Genomic DNA, 18,205 nt, shown 5'->3' on the forward strand with positions numbered 1-18,205 from the left:
CCTTTCTTTTTGCTCAGCCAGTTATCAACTTACTCGCCTTGGCTTTTTGATTTTATTTCGTCTATCCACATCGACATCTTGTCACTCAAAATAGGCATTGGCATTGCCCCATCGGTCAGTATATTGCTGTGGAACGCTTTAATATCGAAGTCATCACCTAAGGCTTCAGTGGCTTGATTACGCAAATGTCTGATATGACGTTCACCTACTTTATACGCTAACGCTTGGCCAGGAATAGAAATGTAACGTTCTACTTCTGCAACCGCATCAGACTCAGCCATAGAAGAGTTTTCAAGCATGTATGCAATGGCCTTTTCGCGGCTCCAGCCCTTAGCATGCAGCCCCGTATCAACCACGAGGCGCATCGCACGAAGCTGTTCGTCATTTAATCGTCCGTACCACATGTAAGGGTCGGTAAACATGCCTAGCTCTTTTCCCAAGCTTTCCGCATACAAGGCCCAGCCTTCACTGAAAACGGTATAGCCATTGAATTTTCTAAACAGGGGTAAACCTTCTACCTCTTGCTGAATAGCAATTTGGAAATGGTGACCAGGCGCGGCCTCATGAATACTTAAGGTTTCCAAACTGAATTTAGGCTGGGCTTTAAGGTCACGGGTATTGATATAAAAAATGCCAGGTCTGCTGCCATCTGGTGCCGGAGACATGTAGCTAGCTGCTGCCGATGACGCTTCACGGTAAGGTTCTACCGCTTTTACAATATAATCGGCTTTCGGAAATACACTGAAAAGCTTGGGTAAACGGGCGTCTATATCCGTTTTCACATCGGTATACGCTTTAATTAAGGCTTCATCAGACTCAAAGTAAAATTTATCGTCAGTACGAAGGTGCTCGAAGAACGCCGCTAGGTTTCCTTCAAAACCCACGGTTTCTTTAACCGATTTCATTTCACCTAATATGCGCGACACTTCAGATAACCCAAACGCATGAACTTCATCGGCACTCAGCGGCAAGGTAGTGTTGTCTTTAATTTTGTATTCGTACCACGCCTTTCCGTTCGGTAAGTCTGAGTACCCTACGGTAGCGCGAGTGTGTGGCAAATATTCTTCTACTACGAAGTCGTGCAGCTTTTGATACGAAGGTACAATCATTTCAGTAATCATTCCCTCATACGCTGCGGCTAAGCGTGCTTTTTCATCGTCGCTAATGTCTTCATTTGTCTCAAGTTGTTTTATTGGTCCGTAGAACACACTCTCAGAGGCTTTTTTAACAACGTGAGCACTTAACTGTGGTACCATTTTTTCGGTGATAGCAGTCGGTAAAACCACCCCTTCCTCAATGCCTTTTTTCATATACAGGATTACGCTATCGATAAACGCTACGTAGCCTTTAGTACGTGAAATAAAGTTTTCGTAGTCTTTCACCGTAGCAAAGGGCTGCGCCGATTGGCCCGAACCCAGCATTGGGAAAAAAGTATGCACGCCATACATTTGATTAATTGGCATGTATTGACTACCAAACTGGTAGCCCGCAATGCCGTGTTCTCTGTCGCTTTTGAAAATATGGTAACTGATCCAGTCTTGTCCAGAAAGTTTAGACGCATCAATAGCATTTATGGCTTCTAAATACGTTTGCTCATGCGCCTTTGATTTAGCGATAAACGCCTCGCTTAAAGGCTCGTTAAACTTATCGTTATAATCGCTCACACCATAAAATGTCGCCATTACAGGGTTTTGTTCCAACGACTCGTTGAAATATTTAAGCGTTAAGGCAGCTAATTTTTCTGCCTCTGTTTTCTTTGCATCCACTTCTATGATGTCTTTAGCTTCACTAACCGTAGACTGTAATTGAGTAGAAATCGCCGTATTGTCTTGCTGATGCCCTAAGGCGGGTGCAGCAATTAAGCCACTCACTATGGCAGCACTAAGTAAACTTATCTTCATTGTTTTCATTATAAAAAATAACCTGTCGTGTATTTATTATTAATTTACCGCCTAATATTGCCTGTTACCGCCTATTGATTACAAGGTTTTTGCGCGAACAGGATGACTTTACGTTATGTGCTGTTAGAATGCCGTCATTCTGCCTAAACCCACAAAAGAAGTGAGGTTACGCAATGCGTAAACATATCTATATTGCCTACACAGGCGGCACCATCGGAATGAAGCCATCAGATCATGGTTATATTCCAGCAGCAGGCTTCCTGGGTGATACATTGAACGACATGCCGGAGTTTCATCGCAGTGAAATGCCATTATTCACTCTGCATGAGTACGATAACCTGATTGATTCATCGGATATGAACCCTTCTGACTGGCAACGCATTGCTGATGACATCGCAGAAAACTACGATAAATACGATGGGTTCATCATCTTGCACGGTACAGATACCATGGCGTATACGGCCTCGGCACTGAGCTTTATGCTGGAAGATTTAACTAAGCCTGTTATTGTCACTGGGTCGCAAATTCCCCTTGCTGAATTGCGTTCCGATGGTCAAGTTAACCTGTTAAACGCGCTTTACGTTGCGGCTAATTTCCCCATTGCAGAAGTCGGTTTGTTTTTTAATAACCGCTTATTACGGGGAAATCGCAGTCGTAAGGTAGATGCTGATGGGTTTAGTGCCTTCGATTCCCCCAACTTCCCACCACTTCTTGAAGCGGGTATTAACATCCGCCTTAAAGCGGGTGAGCTTGCCACTGAGTCGGATAAATCCCTTAAGGTTTCGAGCGTAAAAGCCCAGCCCATTGGTATGGTGAGTTTGTACCCTGGCATTTCCTCAGAAGTGCTTAAAAACACCTTACAACAACCTGTAAATGCACTCATTTTATTAAGCTACGGCGTAGGTAATGCACCGCAAAGCCCAGCCCTAATTGCCCAATTAGAATATGCACGGGACAGACAAATACCGGTGCTTAACTGCACCCAGTGTATGCGCGGTCGCGTCAACATGGGCGGGTATGCCACTGGGCATGGTTTACAGGAAGTGGGCGTGTTATCTGGCAGCGATATGACTCCCGAAGCAGCATTGGCAAAATTGCATTATTTATTAAGTAAGAATCTGCCGTTTGAAACCATTAAAGCTAAGCTTACTCAAAACCTCTGCGGCGAGCTTAGCGAATAGGAATACACCATGACCACATCTTATAGTGGTGCGCTTAGAAAAATGCGTACACTTGCTGACGACAACAACACAGTTAACTACCAGCTCCCTATTGGAGAACATAAGGTAGATATAAACCCCGTTATCGGACAACAGGTTTCCCTCGATTTTACGGGCGACATCAACTGCGTACATTGTAATAGAAAGACCAAGAAAAGTTTTGGCCAAGGCTATTGCTACCCTTGTTTAATTTCGTTAGCCCAGTGCGATAGCTGTATCATTAAACCTGAAAAATGCCACTACCATGAAGGGACATGTCGAGAACCGCAATGGGGCGAAGAACACTGCTTTAGCGAGCACTTTGTGTACTTGGCCAACACTGGCAATGTAAAGGTAGGGATCACTCGTCACGTTACCGATGGAGTATCGTCGCGTTGGATGGATCAAGGCGCTACCCAAGCCACGGTCATGTTACGAGTATCCGACAGGCTCACTAGCGGCCTAGTAGAAATGCTTTGCAAAGAACATATTGGCGATAAAACCAATTGGCGCACTATGCTCAAAAGTGCCCCAGATAAGGTTGATTTACGTGAGGTAAAAGCCACTATATTGTCGAAAATTTCAGATGGCTTAGCACAAATTCAGCAGACAAAAGGGCTACAAGCGGTGTCTGAGGCCGATGGTGAAGTACACGATATTCACTACCCTGTCGATACTTATCCTGAAAAAATTAAATCGATTAACTTAGATAAAACCCCAGAATTTGAAGGCGTACTCACTGGAATTAAAGGGCAATATTGGATGCTTGATGGCGACCGTGTTATCAATATCCGAAAATACGCCGGATACAATGTAAATTTGAATGTGAGATAAAATGTGGCTCAAAATATAATATAGCCCCTTCCCAGTCATTCCCTGCAGATAAAATCGCTTATATTTTATCTGCAGGATTTGCTTGCTGCTGTAGATGGCAAAGACAAGCTAAACACCTAAAGCTAAAAGTTAGCGCCAATATTCAAAGTAGTCAGAAGTATCACGTTCTGGTTTCGCCGCAGGTTCAAAAGCGGGCGTACCTAAATATAAAAACCCAACAATCTCGTCATCATCGTTTAAATCAAAACCCCGCTTTACCGTATCGCAATGGGCATAACTTCCTGTTCGCCACATGCCATTGAACCCCTGCGCTACTGCAGCCATTTGCATAGCCATCACCCCACACGATGCAGAAGCAATTTGCTCTACACGGGGGACTTTTTCATGTTCAACATGCTTAGCAATCGCCACCACAATCATAGGTGCTCGATGAGGTAACTGCACTGCCCGCTCAATTTCTTTTTCAGTCTTATCGTTATCGATAGCAGATTGCTCATATAAACTGCCTAGTTTATCTAGCCCTTTACCTTCACAAACGATAAAACGCCACGGCGTTAAACACGCATGATCAGGGGCACGAAGTGCAGCTTGCATAATGTTTTCAAGCGCATCACCTGACGGAGCAGGCGCAGTAAGTCTAGGTTGAGAGCTTCTGTTAAGCAGTAACGTAAGTGCATCCATTTCAGTATCCTATTATCGAACAAAGCGTTATGAAGATCCTACGTTCTATCATGAGAAAAGACCAGCATAGCGGGTCTATTTTAGGGGCAGGCTACCGAAAGTTGTTATCTCGCAACTTAGGGCGAAAGAAGTAATCAATACTTACATAGCGACCACCCCCATAGAAAAATAGCACCAGCAGCATCACAAAATAGGTAGCACCGAATTCAATACCATTATTTAGCACGACTAAACTACCACTGGAAGTAAGCCAATCGTAGTTGCCATACGTTTGCAGTAAAGATTTAGCAGCACTTAATTTCTCAGGAGCCGCCATGACACTGTCGTTCATCAAAATAGTGCCATCGGCTAGCCAAGATGATGCATCGGCAATGGCTAACCAACCATTGTCGATGTGCACGGTGAATATGGCCACTAACATGGTTACCATCAACGGAATAGACACTAACCTAGTAAGTAAACCGAGTAATAAGAATATACCGCCTACTAACTCAGCAGCAGTGGCTAGAAAAGCAAGCACGAGCGGAAATGGCAATCCCAATCCATAGTCTTCATTACCAAACCAGTCAACAATGGACGAAAAGCTGCTCGCCTTATTCCAACCAGCTTGAATCATGACAGGGGCCAAATAAAGCCTTAACAACAGTAATGGTATTCCATCTGCCACACTTAGTTTTTTAAAGAGGTTCGCGTATAATTGCTTTATCATTATCAAGCGCCTTGTTAATGAAGTTTGGTATTTAACGTATTGTTATAGGAACGTGATGAAGTGAATAAACTTTCACTTAACAATAGAAAACAACCACGTGATACGCAAAAAACATCACCGCTTAAGCGGTTGTTTGTGCGTGGCCACAAAAAAGTAGGCTATAAAAAGTCCACTGGTGACTTAATGATGCAACTAAGCGCGAATGATCATAAGCACATCGCTGAAGTGATTGCGCAATGGCTAACAGATGACGAGAATGCCCATAAGTGAGTGACTTTGCGGTACAATCACAAACAATTACAAATAAGTTAGCGATCTAGTTTCGATTCGGTAACATAATAGAGTTAAACAAACAGAAGGTAATGTAATTTATGGCTGCCAAAGGAAACTGGACTAAATCCTTATTTATTGGCCTGTGGACGGTTTTAAACTTCACCCGTAAGCTTTTTTTCAATGTCATTTTTCTGGTGATTTTTGTTGGCATAATCATTGCGATTACCTCTCAAGAAGACGACCAACTTACGGTAAAAACGAATAGTGCGCTTTTACTTACGTTGAACGGACAACTTGTTATTGAAAAAGAGTCTGTCGATCCCTTCGAACAGTTTTTACAAGATGCCATGGGGTCAGAGCCCGATAACCCAGAAGTGCTAGTGCGTGATGTGGTAAAAGTTATCGAAAACGCTAAGCAAGACAGACGGATTAAAGCGTTGGTTTTAGACCTTCAAGGTTTATCTGGCGGCGGTTTAGACAAACTTCGTACGGTAGCGCGCGCCATCAACGATTTCAAATCCTCTGAAAAGCCAGTGTACGCCATTGGTGATTACTACACTAAAGAGCAGTACTATCTTGCAGCGCATGCGAATCACGTTTATCTCAATCCAATGGGTTCATTACTGCTAGATGGCTATGGTCGTTATGGCATGTATTTCAAAGATTTCTTGGAAAAACTCAAGGTTACGACGCACATTTTCCGCGTGGGAACTTATAAGTCAGCAGTAGAACCGCTTATTCGTAACGATATGTCTGAGGCGGCCAAAGAAGCTGAGCGTAAATGGTTAGACGGTTACTGGCAGCAATATAAAGAAGACGTTGCGGTTGCCCGTGGTATCCCTCTTTCAAACTTTGATGAAACCTTGGAAGGCTTACTGGCTAAGTTTGAACAAGCTGGTGGGGATTTTGCAAATTACGCATTACAAAATAATTGGGTAGATGCACTAAAAACCCGTGAAGAGGTTCGCGTAGAACTTACCGGCCTAGTAGGCGAGAACGAAGACAATCACGGTGTTAACGTGACTAACTTTAACACCTACTTAAAAGTGATTAACCCTCCCCTACCGTCTATCAACAGTGACATCGACAAGGTGGCAATTGTGGTAGCGAAGGGCACTATTTTAAATGGCAATCAAAAAGCGGGCACCATTGGCGGCGATAGTACTGCACGTTTACTACGCAAAGCACGGTTAGATGAAAACGTGAAAGCAGTAGTACTGCAAATAGATTCACCAGGGGGCAGTACGTTAGGTTCAGAGATTATTCGCCAAGAAGTACTTGAGTTGAAAAACGCAGGTAAACCGGTGGTGGTTTCTATGAGCACATATGCTGCATCAGGCGGTTATTGGATTGCAGCTAACGCCGATCGCATTTTTGCCAGCCCAAGCACTATTACTGGCTCTATCGGCGTATTCGGCATGTTTATGACATACGAAAACTCTCTTGATTATTTAGGTATTCATAGTGACGGCGTTGGCTCGAATGAGCTAGCTGGGTTCTCAGCGGTACGCCCACTTGCGCCAGAATTTGGCCAAATTTTGCAACGCAACGTTGAAACCAGCTACGGTAATTTCTTATCTTTGGTATCGAACGCCCGAGATATGACGGTAGATGAAGTAGATGACGTTGCACAAGGGCGTGTATGGATTGGTACAGATGCCTTAGAACTTGGGCTAGTTGATGAACTGGGCACATTAGAAGACGCGGTTAATGCAGCGGCAGAATTCGCTGCACTAGAAAACTACGATACTTTCTATGTTCAACGTACACTTTCAGCACAAGAGCTGTTTTGGAAAGAGTTCTTCGGTCAAGCCTTTACGTTTGTTGGAAAGTGGCAGTTTGCTAACTCAGACTCTGCGCTGATTAACGAATTTAAACGTGTATTAAGCGAGTTCGATATTTTCAACGAACTGAACGACCCTATGGGTACCTATATTCTTTGCTTGCAGTGCCAAGTAGAGTAATTAATAACCTAGGTAAGGTACTACCATAGCAAGTCGCGATTTAACCTCTCTACAGCGTCAGCATATTGCTGATGCTGTAGAAGGCTGCTATCAATGCGCTGATGAATATTTTAAGCGTACATTCCCCCGCCCTGCGCTTAGCTTTAGACGCTCTGGTAAGAATGCAGGCACTGCGTACCTACAACAAAATCGCATTAACTTACATCCCGAACTATTCAAACAGAATGAACACGCATTCATAGAAGATGTTATTCCCCATGAAGTGAGCCATTTACTGACTTGGCAATTATTCAAAAAGGTAAAGCCCCACGGTGTGGAATGGCAAGCCATTATGATTGATGTGTTTCAGCGCCCGGCTAACGCTACCCACAGTTTTGATGTAAAAGGAGTGATTGGGAAGCAGTTCAACTATGCCTGCCTTTGCAGTACGCACCAACTGACCATAAGACGACACAATAAAATTTTAAAAGGAGCGCAGTATAAGTGCCGAAAATGCAATGGCGAGCTTGTAGAAGAGAAGTTAGCTATCTAGTTGGTTAGTCGGTTAGTTAATTCGCTAGCGAGCATACGTGCCTAGGCACAGCAGCGCCCAATTGGGTTTAGCGGAACCAATGTTTAGTAAATACGTTATCTAAATCATTAAAAGCGGTTTTGAGTAACGCTGCCAATTCTTTATATTTAGGTTTCGATTTAACCGACGATACATTACAACCTTCAGAGCGCATCTTACTGTGGATATCTTGATACCAGCTTTTTAATTGCGGTGGTAAGTATTGGTTTGAACGATGACCCAACCACAATAACCCCTGAAGTGGAATACTGAGAAAGAATGCACCTATGGTGATAGTTTGTGGAATATAGTCTGTGCCCATGTTCTGAAGTAACAATGCGCACGAGAGTATCGCCGCAGGCGGCATGGTCTTTATAGCAAAACGCGTGGCGGCAACCACCCTACATTCGGGGAAGTAAGCATACAGTTCTTTTTTGACGGGCCAGGTTTTCATGTAGTGCTGGCCATCTTTTAGCATTGTTATCACAGACTGTGACATAAACCACCTCATTTCACTTCAGTAAGTAGCGCACTATGGATGCCTGTTCGTTGCATTTCAATAGCCAGTTAGCGCCGCTTTAACGCCAGATTGGCTCGTGATTATCGCAAGTATAAACGCCATAGTTATTTAAACGCTGTTTTTGCAAAAAAGCTCAGTGATAACACAAACACTTAAATATAACCCCAACGCTCAGCGTTAATATGGTGCCTAAACATGATTTCTAAAGCACAATATTAAACTATCGCTACAACATGAATTGTAATATGAATTTCGCCTAATTCAACGTAAGTTCGTCTCAATAACGCCGCTTTTCATTATAAATAATTTAAAAATAGCCTTAATTAGATAATTAATTATAGCCTAGAACATCAGATGGGTGACTTTTCATCATCATGAAGGCATCATAATGCCCTTCTTTCAATGCTATTTTATTAAGGCATCGTGTTTTTCGATGGTATTGAGCAATTAGCAGTTGAAAAAGCAAGGTGCAGGCCTTACCTAGCTACCTAGAGCGGCAGTTGGCTACAGCAACAGACAGTGGACAAGCTTCGTTTCAAAATTATAGCAGAATTCAGCCCGGTAAATGGGCATTAGTTGGAGATACAAATGGCAGATAACAGACATGTTCGCCTACTTATTTTAGGATCGGGCCCAGCAGGCTACTCAGCGGCAGTGTATGCAGCTAGAGCAAACCTAGAACCTGTGCTTTTAACGGGGATCCAGCAAGGCGGACAGCTTACTACGACCACAGAAGTAGAAAACTGGCCAGGCGATCCTGAAGGGCTTACAGGTCCAGACCTTATGGTTCGTATGCAAAAGCATGCAGAGAAGTTCGATACTGAAATTATCTTCGACCATATTAACAAAACAGATTTAACCAAGCGTCCTTTCACCCTTTACGGTGACAGTGGTACGTACACATGTGACGCATTAATTATTGCTACTGGTGCATCTGCCAAATATCTCGGTATGGAATCTGAACAAGCGTTTATGGGTAAAGGGGTTTCTGCCTGTGCTACCTGTGACGGCTTTTTCTATCGTAATCAAAAAGTAGCGGTAATTGGCGGTGGTAATACGGCCGTTGAAGAAGCCTTGTATTTATCTAATATTGCATCTGAAGTTCATGTTGTGCATCGCCGCGATACCTTCCGTAGTGAAAAGATTCTTGAACAGCGCCTTCGTGACAAAGCGGAAAATGGCAATGTGGTATTACACCTAGACCGTACCCTTGATGAAGTTATGGGTGACGAAATGGGTGTGACGAAAATTCGCATTAAAGAGACCGATGGCGAAGCAACCGAAGAACTTGATGTAATGGGTCTTTTCGTAGCTATCGGCCACAAGCCTAACACTGACATTTTTGCTGAACAGCTTGAAATGAAAGACGGCTACATAGTGGTCAACAGCGGCCTGCACGGCAACGCGACTCAAACAAGTGTTGAAGGTGTATTTGCCGCCGGTGATGTGAGCGATCATATTTACCGTCAAGCAATAACGTCCGCAGGAACGGGCTGTATGGCCGCGTTAGATGCAGAAAAATACCTAGATGGCTTTATGCCTGAGCAAGGCTAAGCCTTGTTTGGTTTCAAGCTCTGATATTTTCAGGGCTTGAAGTCTTTCCGTTTATGATAGCGCTGCCCTATTTAGACATTGATACACCCTTTCCCCCTGTATCTGAAGCACTTGATGATCCAAACGGCCTACTAGCCTTTGGCGCAGATCTTAGCGCCCAGCGTCTTTTTTCGGCCTATTCTAGCGGAATATTCCCTTGGTTTAGTGATGACGAACCCTTGTTGTGGTGGTCACCCAATCCACGCTCTATTATCGAATTAGATGATTTCGTGTGTTCGAAAAGTTTACGCAAACTGGTTCGACAAAAGCGCTACAAGGTTACGCTGAATAGCGCATTCGATTCTGTGATTAATGCCTGTGCCAATATTCCTCGTAAAAATCCGAATTCACAGGCGCCCAGTCAAGACACCTGGATAACTGAAGATATGCAAAAAGCTTACAGTTATTTGCATCAGCTTGGTTTAGCTCATTCAGTCGAAGTGTGGGACGGTGATGCACTTGTAGGGGGCTTATACGGGGTTGGTGTAGGGAAAGTGTATTGCGGTGAATCTATGTTTCACAAGCAAAGCAACACCTCCAAATTAGCTATGCTCGCATTAGTTGAGCACATGAAACGTAACAAGATGGCATTCATTGATTGTCAACTGCCAACGGATCATCTTGGCTCATTAGGTGCAAAAACGATTTTCCGTGACGAATTTATTGAAAAACTGCAAAGTAGCAACCACACTCTAACCGATGAAGGCTCTCTAACTACCGACTACATGCATCAGTGGCATCCGCAGGTTATTACACCGTGAGATTTGGAATTACGCAATCTTTTGATTGTAGCTATTTGCCCAATCAACAAGAACAATTACTGGTTTACGCGGAATCAGATAACCAGCTCGCGTGGCGTTATGGTCAACTTATTCAAGTAGGATTTAGGCGCAGTGGCGAGCAAATTTATCGCCCACACTGCCCAGACTGTCATGCCTGTGAATCAGTGAGAATACCGGTTGTCACTTTTCGGCCTTCTAAAAGTCAAAAGCGCATTCTCAATCGCAACCAACATTTTGTGGTAACCCGTGCCCAGAGCGCCAATCATTTATATTATCCGTTGTACGAGAAATATATTTGTGCCCGACACACCGATGGCAGCATGTACCCGCCTTCTAGAGAACAGTTTGAAAACTTTATTCTATGCGAATGGAAACGCCCACAATTTATTGAGGCCTATGATGGCGATACGTTAATTGCTGTGGCAGTAACAGACACCATCGATAATGGTGAAGAGCATCAGGCTTTATCGGCACTTTATACTTTTTACGATCCTGATTATCACTCATCGTCTCTCGGGACATGGATGATCATGATGCAAATCGAGCAGGCAAAACGACAAGAACGAGATTTTGTCTACTTGGGATATTACGTAGAAGAATGCCAAAAAATGTCTTATAAGCACAAATTTTTCCCTTATGAGCAATTTTCTGGCAACAAATGGCAGCGTTTTGATAAAAAACCTGCTTAATCGCTTTACACGCAAGGCAAGATTGGTTAATGTCTGCGCGGCAAAAAATTTGAATTACTGAGGTAACTGCTTTACATGGCAAAAGAAGATTGTATTGAAATGGAAGGTACGGTTCAAGACACCCTACCTAATACTATGTTCCGTGTTGAACTAGAAAATGGTCACGTAGTGACAGCACACATTTCTGGTAAGATGCGTAAAAACTATATCCGAATTCTTACTGGCGATAAGGTCACTGTTGAGATGACTCCTTATGACCTAACAAAAGGTCGTATCATTTATCGCGCCAGATAATGAGCCATTAAGCGGTCAACGCATTCCAAAAAAAAGCCCAATGTAGATCATTGGGCTTTTTTGTATGTGGCGGGTTAAGCCCCGCGAAGGCATTTTAGCAATACCCTTACGCTTGGGGATTAGCATTAAAGTGTTTGGGTTTGCATTTGGGGTTAGCGCTTAGAATTTGGTACTTTGCATCAACAGGTAATAAACCTGCCTAGCAGTCTCAAATTTATCGCGTTAAGGGCTCAACGCTTAAATGTTCAAAGCTTCCATTTCACAAAAAAAAAAAAAATGCCACACCCTTTTCAGGCGCAGCATTTTTTATTCGACATTAAACGTCTAGTACAACGAGTTCATTAGGTGTTAGCTAGACTCTGTTTCTTCTTTAACCGCATCAACGCCTGAATATTCAAACTCCAACTTATCGTCGTTCAAATCTACTTTAACGTCGCCGCCTTTCGTTAATTCACCGAACAGCAATTCATTCGCAAGCTCTTTCTTAATCTCTTCTTTAATTAAGCGAGACATAGGACGGGCACCCATGGCCTTGTCATAGCCCTTCTCGGCTAAATAAGCTCTAGCTGCAGGGGTAACCTCTAAAGATACACCTTTAACGTCCAGCTGCGCCTGAAGCTCGATAATAAACTTATCGACAACCTGCAAGATAACCTCAGCATCAAGGTGATTAAACCAGATAATACCGTCTAAGCGGTTTCTGAATTCAGGGCTAAACACCTTATTGATTTCAGATAGCGCATCGTGGCTATGATCTTGCTGTTTAAAGCCAATAGACTTGCGCACGGTTTCCTGTACACCCGCATTGGTAGTCATTACCAATACCACATTTCTGAAGTCTACTTTACGACCATTATTATCGGTAAGCGTACCGTGATCCATGACCTGCAACAAAATGTTGTAGATATCACTGTGCGCTTTCTCGATTTCATCTAGCAGTACCACTGAGTATGGATTTTTAATAACCGCATCGGTTAACAATCCACCTTGCTCAAAACCCACATAACCAGGAGGCGCACCAATCAAACGGCTTACCGCGTGGCGTTCCATGTACTCAGACATATCGAATCGAACCAACTCAACGCCCATTATTTTAGCAAGTTGCTGCGTGACTTCGGTTTTACCCACACCGGTAGGCCCTGCAAACAAGAAACTACCAATTGGCTTTTCTTCTGCACCTAAACCAGAACGCGACAGTAAAATAGCATCGTTAAGGGTCTCTATGGCTTTGTCTTGGCCAAACACCATCATTTTAAGGTTGCGGCCAAGGTTCTTAAGTACTTCTTTGTCAGACGCTGACACAGACTTTTCAGGAATTCGGGCCATTTTCGCAATAATCTGCTCAATATCCCCTACCCCAATCGTTTTCTTACGCTTCGATTGTGGCAACAAGCGCTGGCTTGCACCGGCTTCATCCATTACGTCAATGGCCTTATCAGGCAAGTGGCGTTCGTTAATGTACTTAGCCGATAGCTCGGCGGCAGCCTGAATCGCTTTTTGTGTATAGCGAACGTTGTGATGATCTTCATATCGGCTTTTAAGGCCAAGTAGAATTTTGGTGGTATCACTTACGCTTGGCTCAGTTACATCCACTTTTTGGAAACGACGGGCCAAGGCTCTGTCTTTTTCAAAAATACCTTGGTATTCCTGATAAGTTGTTGAGCCAATACAACGAAGTTCACCGCTTGAAAGCTTAGGCTTTAGCAAGTTCGACGCATCCATAACACCGCCAGATGCTGCACCAGCACCAATGATGGTATGAATTTCATCAATAAACAGAATGGCGTCTTCGTCTTTCGACAATTCTTTCAATATCGCTTTTAAGCGTTTCTCAAAATCACCACGATATTTAGTACCCGCTAGCAAGCCACCTAAATCTAGGGAATAAACGGTACTGTTGCTGATAACTTCAGGCACGTCTTCGTTTACAATTCGATAGGCCAACCCTTCAGCAATAGCGGTTTTACCTACACCAGCTTCACCCACTAGTAGCGGGTTGTTCTTTCTGCGACGACATAAAATCTGAATGGTGCGTTCTACTTCAGTGTCGCGCCCTATTAATGGGTCTACCTTACCTTCTTTGGCATGGCGATTTAAATCGGTAGCGTATTTACTTAATGCCGACCCACTTTCTTCCGCACCATCACCTTCTTCACCAGAATCTGAATTAATCGGTGCGTCATCTTCGGCTTTACTCACACCGTGACTAATGAAATTAACGATATCTAAGCGGGTTACATCAGACTTTTTAAGAATGAATACGGCTTGAGACTCTTGCTCACTGAAAATAGCCACGAGTACATTGGCACCCGTTACTTCTTCTTTGCCAGATGATTGCACATGGAAGACTGCACGTTGGAGCACGCGCTGAAAACCTAAAGTAGGCTGTGTTTCTCGTTCGTTCATTTGCTCGTCAAGAATCAACGGGGTGGTGTCTTTAACGAAAGAGATCAACTCGCTTTTAATTGCTTCAATATCCGCACCGCAGGCATGCAGTGCTTCACGGGCTGCCGAGTTATCAAGTAGCGCCAGCAATAAATGCTCGACCGTCATAAACTCATGGCGGTGTTCTCTGGCAAATACAAACGCATCGTTCAACGTCTGTTCTAATTCTTTATTTAACATATCGCTCGCCCTCTACAAATTGACTTACGCCTGTTCCATAGTACACATAAGCGGATGACTGTGCTTACGCGCATACTGATTCACCTGCATCACCTTGGTTTCTGCTATCTCAGCAGTAAAAATGCCACAAACCGCCTTACCTTGGTAGTGTACTGTTAGCATAATTTGATGAGCTTTCTCAGCATCCATATTGAAAAATTGCATGAGCACTTCAATTACAAAATCCATTGGCGTGTAATCGTCGTTGTTCAACAACACTTTATACATTGGCGGCGGCTGCGGTTTTTGGCGCTGCGCGTCTTTGAGTTTTTCCCTTTCGATGCTAATGGCGTTGTCTCTACTCATAATTAATAATAGTGCTTTGTTGGCAGATGTCTCACTAACTTTAGGATAAAATTAATTCACATTTGCTCTTGACATAATATGGTTAAAAAATCTACATTTTAGGGGTGACGTTGTTGTTTACAAGACACGTCACACTGCCTTCAATTATATTGTGGGGGCATAATCGTGTTAGTTCAAGGATTAAGAGGAAGTCGAAGTATGGCGATTGGCAAAGTTAAATGGTTTAACAACGCGAAAGGATTTGGTTTTATTGTACCTGAAGATGGTGGCGAAGATATTTTTGCACACTACTCAACTATCCAAATGGAAGGATATCGCTCACTTAAAGCTGGTCAAGAAGTCACGTATGACGTGCAACAGGGCCCTAAAGGCCTACACGCCGAAAACATAGGCTTTAAAGAAGAACCAGAGCGTTAAGTAACACCGAACAAATTCTACAGAAACCTGTTGCTGCCTCCTTAGGCGGCAGTGGGTTTTTTCTTAGGGAGTCGACTATCGTTCACTCTCATAGAGATGTCTGGCCTACTCTTTTTATTAAATTTTATTTATTTCCTCGCAACGCTTCTTTTATTTATTACTTATTTTTAAATATTCTGAGCTTACTTCAGATAATTTACCTTTCTGCTTACCCATATTGTTAGATTAAATTGCACTAACCAGTAAAAAACCGAAATTAATTAGCATAAAGCTGAGTAAATGTTTATAAATTTTTACCATTAATTTTTTTATTTTCAATCAATATAAAAAAAGCGCCCCTGACTATTTAACCAGGGGCGCTTTTAAATATAAGTTACTAAAAAATTAGTAACCTAATTAGTTTTATTAAGCGTTAAGAATCGCTTTCAAAGTTTCACTAGGTGACATAGTCGCTTCTAGTTTCTCTGAATCAGGGTAGTAGTATCCGCCGATATCTTGAGGCTTACCTTGAGATTCATCAATCTCAGTAATGATAGTATCGATTTTAGCCGATAGTTCATCATATACCGCTTTAAACTGCGCCGCTAAGTCAGCGTCTTCAGTTTGGTTAGCCACTTCTTCAGCCCAGTACAAACCAAGATAAACGTGGCTACCACGGTTATCTAATTGGCCTGCTTTACGCATTGGAGACTTGCCATTGTTAAGCAAATTTTCAGTTGCTTTGTCTAACGCAGTAGCGATTATTTTCGCTTTCTTGTTGTCGTGCTTAATAGCCACGTCTTCAAGTGAAACCGCTAACGCTAAGAACTCACCCAGTGAATCCCAACGAAGGTGACCTTCTTCAACGAACTGTTGAACATGCTTAGGTGCACTACCACCAGCGCCAGTTTCATACAAACCGCCGCCTGCCATTAGCGGCACAATTGAAAGCATTTTAGCACTGGTGCCAAGCTCAAGAATGGGGAACAAGTCAGTGAGGTAGTCACGCAGTACGTTACCGGTTACTGAAATAGTATCTAGGCCGCGAATAGCACGTTCCATACTGAAACGGATAGCGCGAACAGGTGCCATAATTGAAATGTCTAAACCAGACGTATCGTGGTCTTTCAAGTAAGTTTCTACTTTAGTGATTAGCTGTGCATCGTGAGCACGCTCATCATCTAACCAAAATACAGCAGGCATACCAGATTGGCGTGCACGGGTAACCGCTAGCTTAACCCAGTCTTGAATAGGTGCATCTTTCACCTGACACATACGCCAGATATCACCCTCTTCAACAGCATGCTCCATCAATACGTTACCGTCTTGATCGACAACTTGTACTGTACCGTCAGCTTCCATTTCAAACGTTTTATCGTGTGAACCGTATTCTTCAGCCTTCTGCGCCATCAAACCAACGTTTGGTACTGTACCCATTGTAGTTGGATCGAATGCACCGTGAGTTTTACAGAAGTTAATCACTTCCTGGTAAATAGTGGCGTACGTGCTTTCAGGAATAACCGCTTTAGTATCGTGCGACTTCCCATCCGGTCCCCACATTTGACCAGAGTTACGGATCATTGCTGGCATAGAAGCATCTACAATGACGTCACTTGGTACGTGTAGGTTAGAAATACCTTTGTCTGAGTTCACCATTGCGATAGGTGGACGGTCGGCATAACAAGCATTGATGTCTTTTTGAATTTCAGAACGCTGAGATTCAGGAAGGCTAGCAATTTTATCGTAAACGCTACCAAGGCCGTTATTAGCGTTTACGCCTAGCTCTTCAAAAAGGTCGCCCCATTTTTCGAACAAGTCTTTGTAGAAAACTTTAACGCAGTGACCAAACACGATGGGGTGAGACACCTTCATCATCGTAGCTTTAACGTGTAGAGAGAATAAAACGCCTGTATTTTTCGCATCTTCAATTTGTTCTTCGAAGAATTCACACAAGGCTTTTTTGCTCATGTACATTGCATCGATAACTTCACCAGCAAGTAAATTCACCTTAGGCTTAAGGGTTTTCTTGCTACCGTCTTTTCCGGTGAACTCAATGCTAACATAGCCTTCTTTTTCTACGGTTACTGATTTTTCACCTGAGTAGAAGTCGCCGCCACGCATGTGCGCTACGTGAGTGCGAGATGCTTGTGACCACTCACCCATTGAATGCGGATGCTTACGAGCAAAGTTCTTTACTGCAGTAGGTGCACGGCGATCTGAGTTACCTTCACGTAATACAGGGTTTACTGCACTACCTAATACCTTGCCGTAACGCTCACGAATATCTTGCTCTTCGTCAGTTTTAGGCGAATCTGGGAAAGCCGGTACGTTAAAGCCTTTTTCGTTAAGTTCAGCGATAGTGGCGCGTAACTGAGGAATAGACGCACTTACATTTGGTAGCTTAATGATGTTAGCTTCAGGATCTTGCGTCATCGCACCAAGTTCAGATAACGTATCATTCACACGTTGCTCTTCAGAAAGAAACTCGGGGAAAGTAGCCAAAACACGGGCTGCAAGAGAGATATCGCTTAGCTCTACTTCAACATCAGCAGCACTAGCAAACTTCTTAATAATAGGAAGCAACGAGTACGTCGCCAGCATTGGCGCTTCATCTGTTTTAGTATAGATGATCTTAGACTTGGTCATTATGTACCTCAATGTTGTCGGTAGCGTACTACCGTTTTAGTCCATTAGTCGCACTAACACAAAGCATGTGGAAAGCCTTCGGTCACTACGATACGTAATTGATGTTTTATGTTCTGTTGCACTTAACAACAGAACCACTTGTTGTTTTCGTCCTCGTGCTGAGATTAACGCAACCTTCATGCACTCAACACGAATGGGCAGTCT

Annotated in this window: 17 protein-coding genes; 10 read left to right on the top strand and 7 right to left on the bottom strand. The window is 43.3% G+C overall.

The window, feature by feature from the left end:
• Nucleotides 1-29: 29 nt before the first annotated feature.
• The gene (locus FLAVO9R_RS09415; RefSeq protein WP_159530741.1) at nt 30-1,910 is read right to left on the bottom strand and encodes a DUF885 domain-containing protein; all 1,881 of its coding nucleotides are present in this window, start codon (nt 1,908-1,910) and stop codon (nt 30-32) included.
• Nucleotides 1,911-2,074: 164 nt separating this feature from the next.
• Here FLAVO9R_RS09415 and ansA point away from each other — a divergent pair, with 164 nt between their 5' ends.
• Together ansA and FLAVO9R_RS09425 are read left to right on the top strand one after the other, a co-directional pair.
• Nucleotides 2,075-3,082, top strand: coding sequence for an asparaginase (ansA, locus tag FLAVO9R_RS09420; protein WP_159530743.1), 1,008 nt, complete (start codon nt 2,075-2,077; stop codon nt 3,080-3,082).
• A gap of 9 nt (nt 3,083-3,091) precedes the next feature.
• Nucleotides 3,092-3,934: a DUF2797 domain-containing protein gene (locus FLAVO9R_RS09425; RefSeq protein WP_159530745.1), complete on the top strand. Its 843-nt coding sequence runs from the start codon at nt 3,092-3,094 to the stop codon at nt 3,932-3,934.
• Nucleotides 3,935-4,063: 129 nt separating this feature from the next.
• On the opposite strand, the gene FLAVO9R_RS09430 is transcribed toward FLAVO9R_RS09425, so the two are convergent.
• Nucleotides 4,064-4,615: an NAD(P)H nitroreductase gene (locus FLAVO9R_RS09430; RefSeq protein ID WP_159530747.1), complete on the bottom strand. Its 552-nt coding sequence runs from the start codon at nt 4,613-4,615 to the stop codon at nt 4,064-4,066.
• Nucleotides 4,616-4,706: 91 nt separating this feature from the next.
• Nucleotides 4,707-5,324: an HvfX family Cu-binding RiPP maturation protein gene (locus FLAVO9R_RS09435; RefSeq protein ID WP_159530749.1), complete on the bottom strand. Its 618-nt coding sequence runs from the start codon at nt 5,322-5,324 to the stop codon at nt 4,707-4,709.
• Nucleotides 5,325-5,384: 60 nt separating this feature from the next.
• On the opposite strand from FLAVO9R_RS09435, the gene FLAVO9R_RS09440 reads away from it, so the two are divergent.
• The 3 genes from FLAVO9R_RS09440 (at nt 5,385) to FLAVO9R_RS09450 (ending at nt 8,093) form a co-directional block, all read left to right on the top strand.
• Nucleotides 5,385-5,594 carry a hypothetical protein gene (locus tag FLAVO9R_RS09440; RefSeq protein ID WP_159530751.1) on the top strand — a complete coding sequence of 70 codons (210 nt, stop codon included), beginning with the start codon at nt 5,385-5,387 and terminating at the stop codon, nt 5,592-5,594.
• A gap of 101 nt (nt 5,595-5,695) precedes the next feature.
• Nucleotides 5,696-7,561, top strand: a complete 1,866-nt coding sequence (sppA, locus tag FLAVO9R_RS09445) for a signal peptide peptidase SppA (protein WP_159530753.1) — start codon at nt 5,696-5,698, stop codon at nt 7,559-7,561.
• 64 nt (nt 7,562-7,625) lie between these two features.
• A complete protein-coding gene (locus tag FLAVO9R_RS09450) occupies nt 7,626-8,093 on the top strand; it encodes a SprT family zinc-dependent metalloprotease (RefSeq protein ID WP_159534539.1) in 468 nt (155 codons plus the stop codon).
• A gap of 67 nt (nt 8,094-8,160) precedes the next feature.
• Here FLAVO9R_RS09450 and yfbV read toward each other — a convergent pair whose 3' ends face one another.
• The gene (gene yfbV / locus FLAVO9R_RS09455) at nt 8,161-8,610 is read right to left on the bottom strand and encodes a terminus macrodomain insulation protein YfbV (RefSeq protein WP_159530755.1); all 450 of its coding nucleotides are present in this window, start codon (nt 8,608-8,610) and stop codon (nt 8,161-8,163) included.
• 609 nt (nt 8,611-9,219) lie between these two features.
• On the opposite strand from yfbV, the gene trxB reads away from it, so the two are divergent.
• The 4 genes from trxB (at nt 9,220) to infA (ending at nt 11,989) form a co-directional block, all read left to right on the top strand.
• Entirely contained in the window at nt 9,220-10,185 is a 966-nt protein-coding gene (trxB, locus tag FLAVO9R_RS09460) for a thioredoxin-disulfide reductase (protein WP_057792262.1), read from the top strand.
• A gap of 53 nt (nt 10,186-10,238) precedes the next feature.
• Nucleotides 10,239-10,985 carry a leucyl/phenylalanyl-tRNA--protein transferase gene (gene aat, locus FLAVO9R_RS09465; RefSeq protein ID WP_159530757.1) on the top strand — a complete coding sequence of 249 codons (747 nt, stop codon included), beginning with the start codon at nt 10,239-10,241 and terminating at the stop codon, nt 10,983-10,985.
• The gene (locus FLAVO9R_RS09470) at nt 10,982-11,695 is read left to right on the top strand and encodes an arginyltransferase (RefSeq protein WP_159530759.1); all 714 of its coding nucleotides are present in this window, start codon (nt 10,982-10,984) and stop codon (nt 11,693-11,695) included. The genes aat and FLAVO9R_RS09470 overlap by 4 nt, the downstream gene beginning before the upstream one ends.
• 75 nt (nt 11,696-11,770) lie before the next feature.
• Nucleotides 11,771-11,989, top strand: a complete 219-nt coding sequence (gene infA / locus FLAVO9R_RS09475) for a translation initiation factor IF-1 (RefSeq protein WP_013784390.1) — start codon at nt 11,771-11,773, stop codon at nt 11,987-11,989.
• 348 nt (nt 11,990-12,337) lie between these two features.
• Here infA and clpA read toward each other — a convergent pair whose 3' ends face one another.
• The gene (gene clpA, locus FLAVO9R_RS09480) at nt 12,338-14,614 is read right to left on the bottom strand and encodes an ATP-dependent Clp protease ATP-binding subunit ClpA (RefSeq protein WP_159530761.1); all 2,277 of its coding nucleotides are present in this window, start codon (nt 14,612-14,614) and stop codon (nt 12,338-12,340) included.
• 24 nt (nt 14,615-14,638) lie between these two features.
• Nucleotides 14,639-14,959 (bottom strand): ATP-dependent Clp protease adapter ClpS, encoded by a 321-nt coding sequence (clpS, locus tag FLAVO9R_RS09485; RefSeq protein WP_159530763.1) that lies wholly within the window; start codon nt 14,957-14,959, stop codon nt 14,639-14,641.
• A gap of 198 nt (nt 14,960-15,157) precedes the next feature.
• On the opposite strand from clpS, the gene cspD reads away from it, so the two are divergent.
• Nucleotides 15,158-15,376 (top strand): cold shock domain-containing protein CspD, encoded by a 219-nt coding sequence (gene cspD, locus FLAVO9R_RS09490; protein ID WP_013784394.1) that lies wholly within the window; start codon nt 15,158-15,160, stop codon nt 15,374-15,376.
• Between the two features lie 405 nt (nt 15,377-15,781).
• On the opposite strand, the gene FLAVO9R_RS09495 is transcribed toward cspD, so the two are convergent.
• Complete coding sequence (locus FLAVO9R_RS09495; RefSeq protein WP_159530765.1) at nt 15,782-18,001, bottom strand: NADP-dependent isocitrate dehydrogenase; 2,220 nt, start codon at nt 17,999-18,001, stop codon at nt 15,782-15,784.
• Nucleotides 18,002-18,205 lie beyond the last annotated feature (204 nt).

Source organism: Alteromonas sp. 38, from assembly GCF_902506055.1.
GTDB classification, from domain to species: domain Bacteria; phylum Pseudomonadota; class Gammaproteobacteria; order Enterobacterales; family Alteromonadaceae; genus Alteromonas; species Alteromonas lipotrueae.

Bases quoted from the DNA above. Each gene is read 5' to 3' on its own strand.
- FLAVO9R_RS09415 (WP_159530741.1), bottom strand. From the start codon at position 1,910: ATGAAAACAATGAAGATAAGTTTACTTAGTGCTGCCATAGTGAGTGGC.
- ansA (WP_159530743.1), top strand. From the start codon at position 2,075: ATGCGTAAACATATCTATATTGCCTACACAGGCGGCACCATCGGAATG.
- FLAVO9R_RS09425 (WP_159530745.1), top strand. From the start codon at position 3,092: ATGACCACATCTTATAGTGGTGCGCTTAGAAAAATGCGTACACTTGCT.
- FLAVO9R_RS09430 (WP_159530747.1), bottom strand. From the start codon at position 4,615: ATGGATGCACTTACGTTACTGCTTAACAGAAGCTCTCAACCTAGACTT.
- FLAVO9R_RS09435 (WP_159530749.1), bottom strand. From the start codon at position 5,324: ATGATAAAGCAATTATACGCGAACCTCTTTAAAAAACTAAGTGTGGCA.
- sppA (WP_159530753.1), top strand. From the start codon at position 5,696: ATGGCTGCCAAAGGAAACTGGACTAAATCCTTATTTATTGGCCTGTGG.
- yfbV (WP_159530755.1), bottom strand. From the start codon at position 8,610: ATGTCACAGTCTGTGATAACAATGCTAAAAGATGGCCAGCACTACATG.
- trxB (WP_057792262.1), top strand. From the start codon at position 9,220: ATGGCAGATAACAGACATGTTCGCCTACTTATTTTAGGATCGGGCCCA.
- aat (WP_159530757.1), top strand. From the start codon at position 10,239: ATGATAGCGCTGCCCTATTTAGACATTGATACACCCTTTCCCCCTGTA.
- infA (WP_013784390.1), top strand. From the start codon at position 11,771: ATGGCAAAAGAAGATTGTATTGAAATGGAAGGTACGGTTCAAGACACC.
- clpA (WP_159530761.1), bottom strand. From the start codon at position 14,614: ATGTTAAATAAAGAATTAGAACAGACGTTGAACGATGCGTTTGTATTT.
- clpS (WP_159530763.1), bottom strand. From the start codon at position 14,959: ATGAGTAGAGACAACGCCATTAGCATCGAAAGGGAAAAACTCAAAGAC.
- cspD (WP_013784394.1), top strand. From the start codon at position 15,158: ATGGCGATTGGCAAAGTTAAATGGTTTAACAACGCGAAAGGATTTGGT.
- FLAVO9R_RS09495 (WP_159530765.1), bottom strand. From the start codon at position 18,001: ATGACCAAGTCTAAGATCATCTATACTAAAACAGATGAAGCGCCAATG.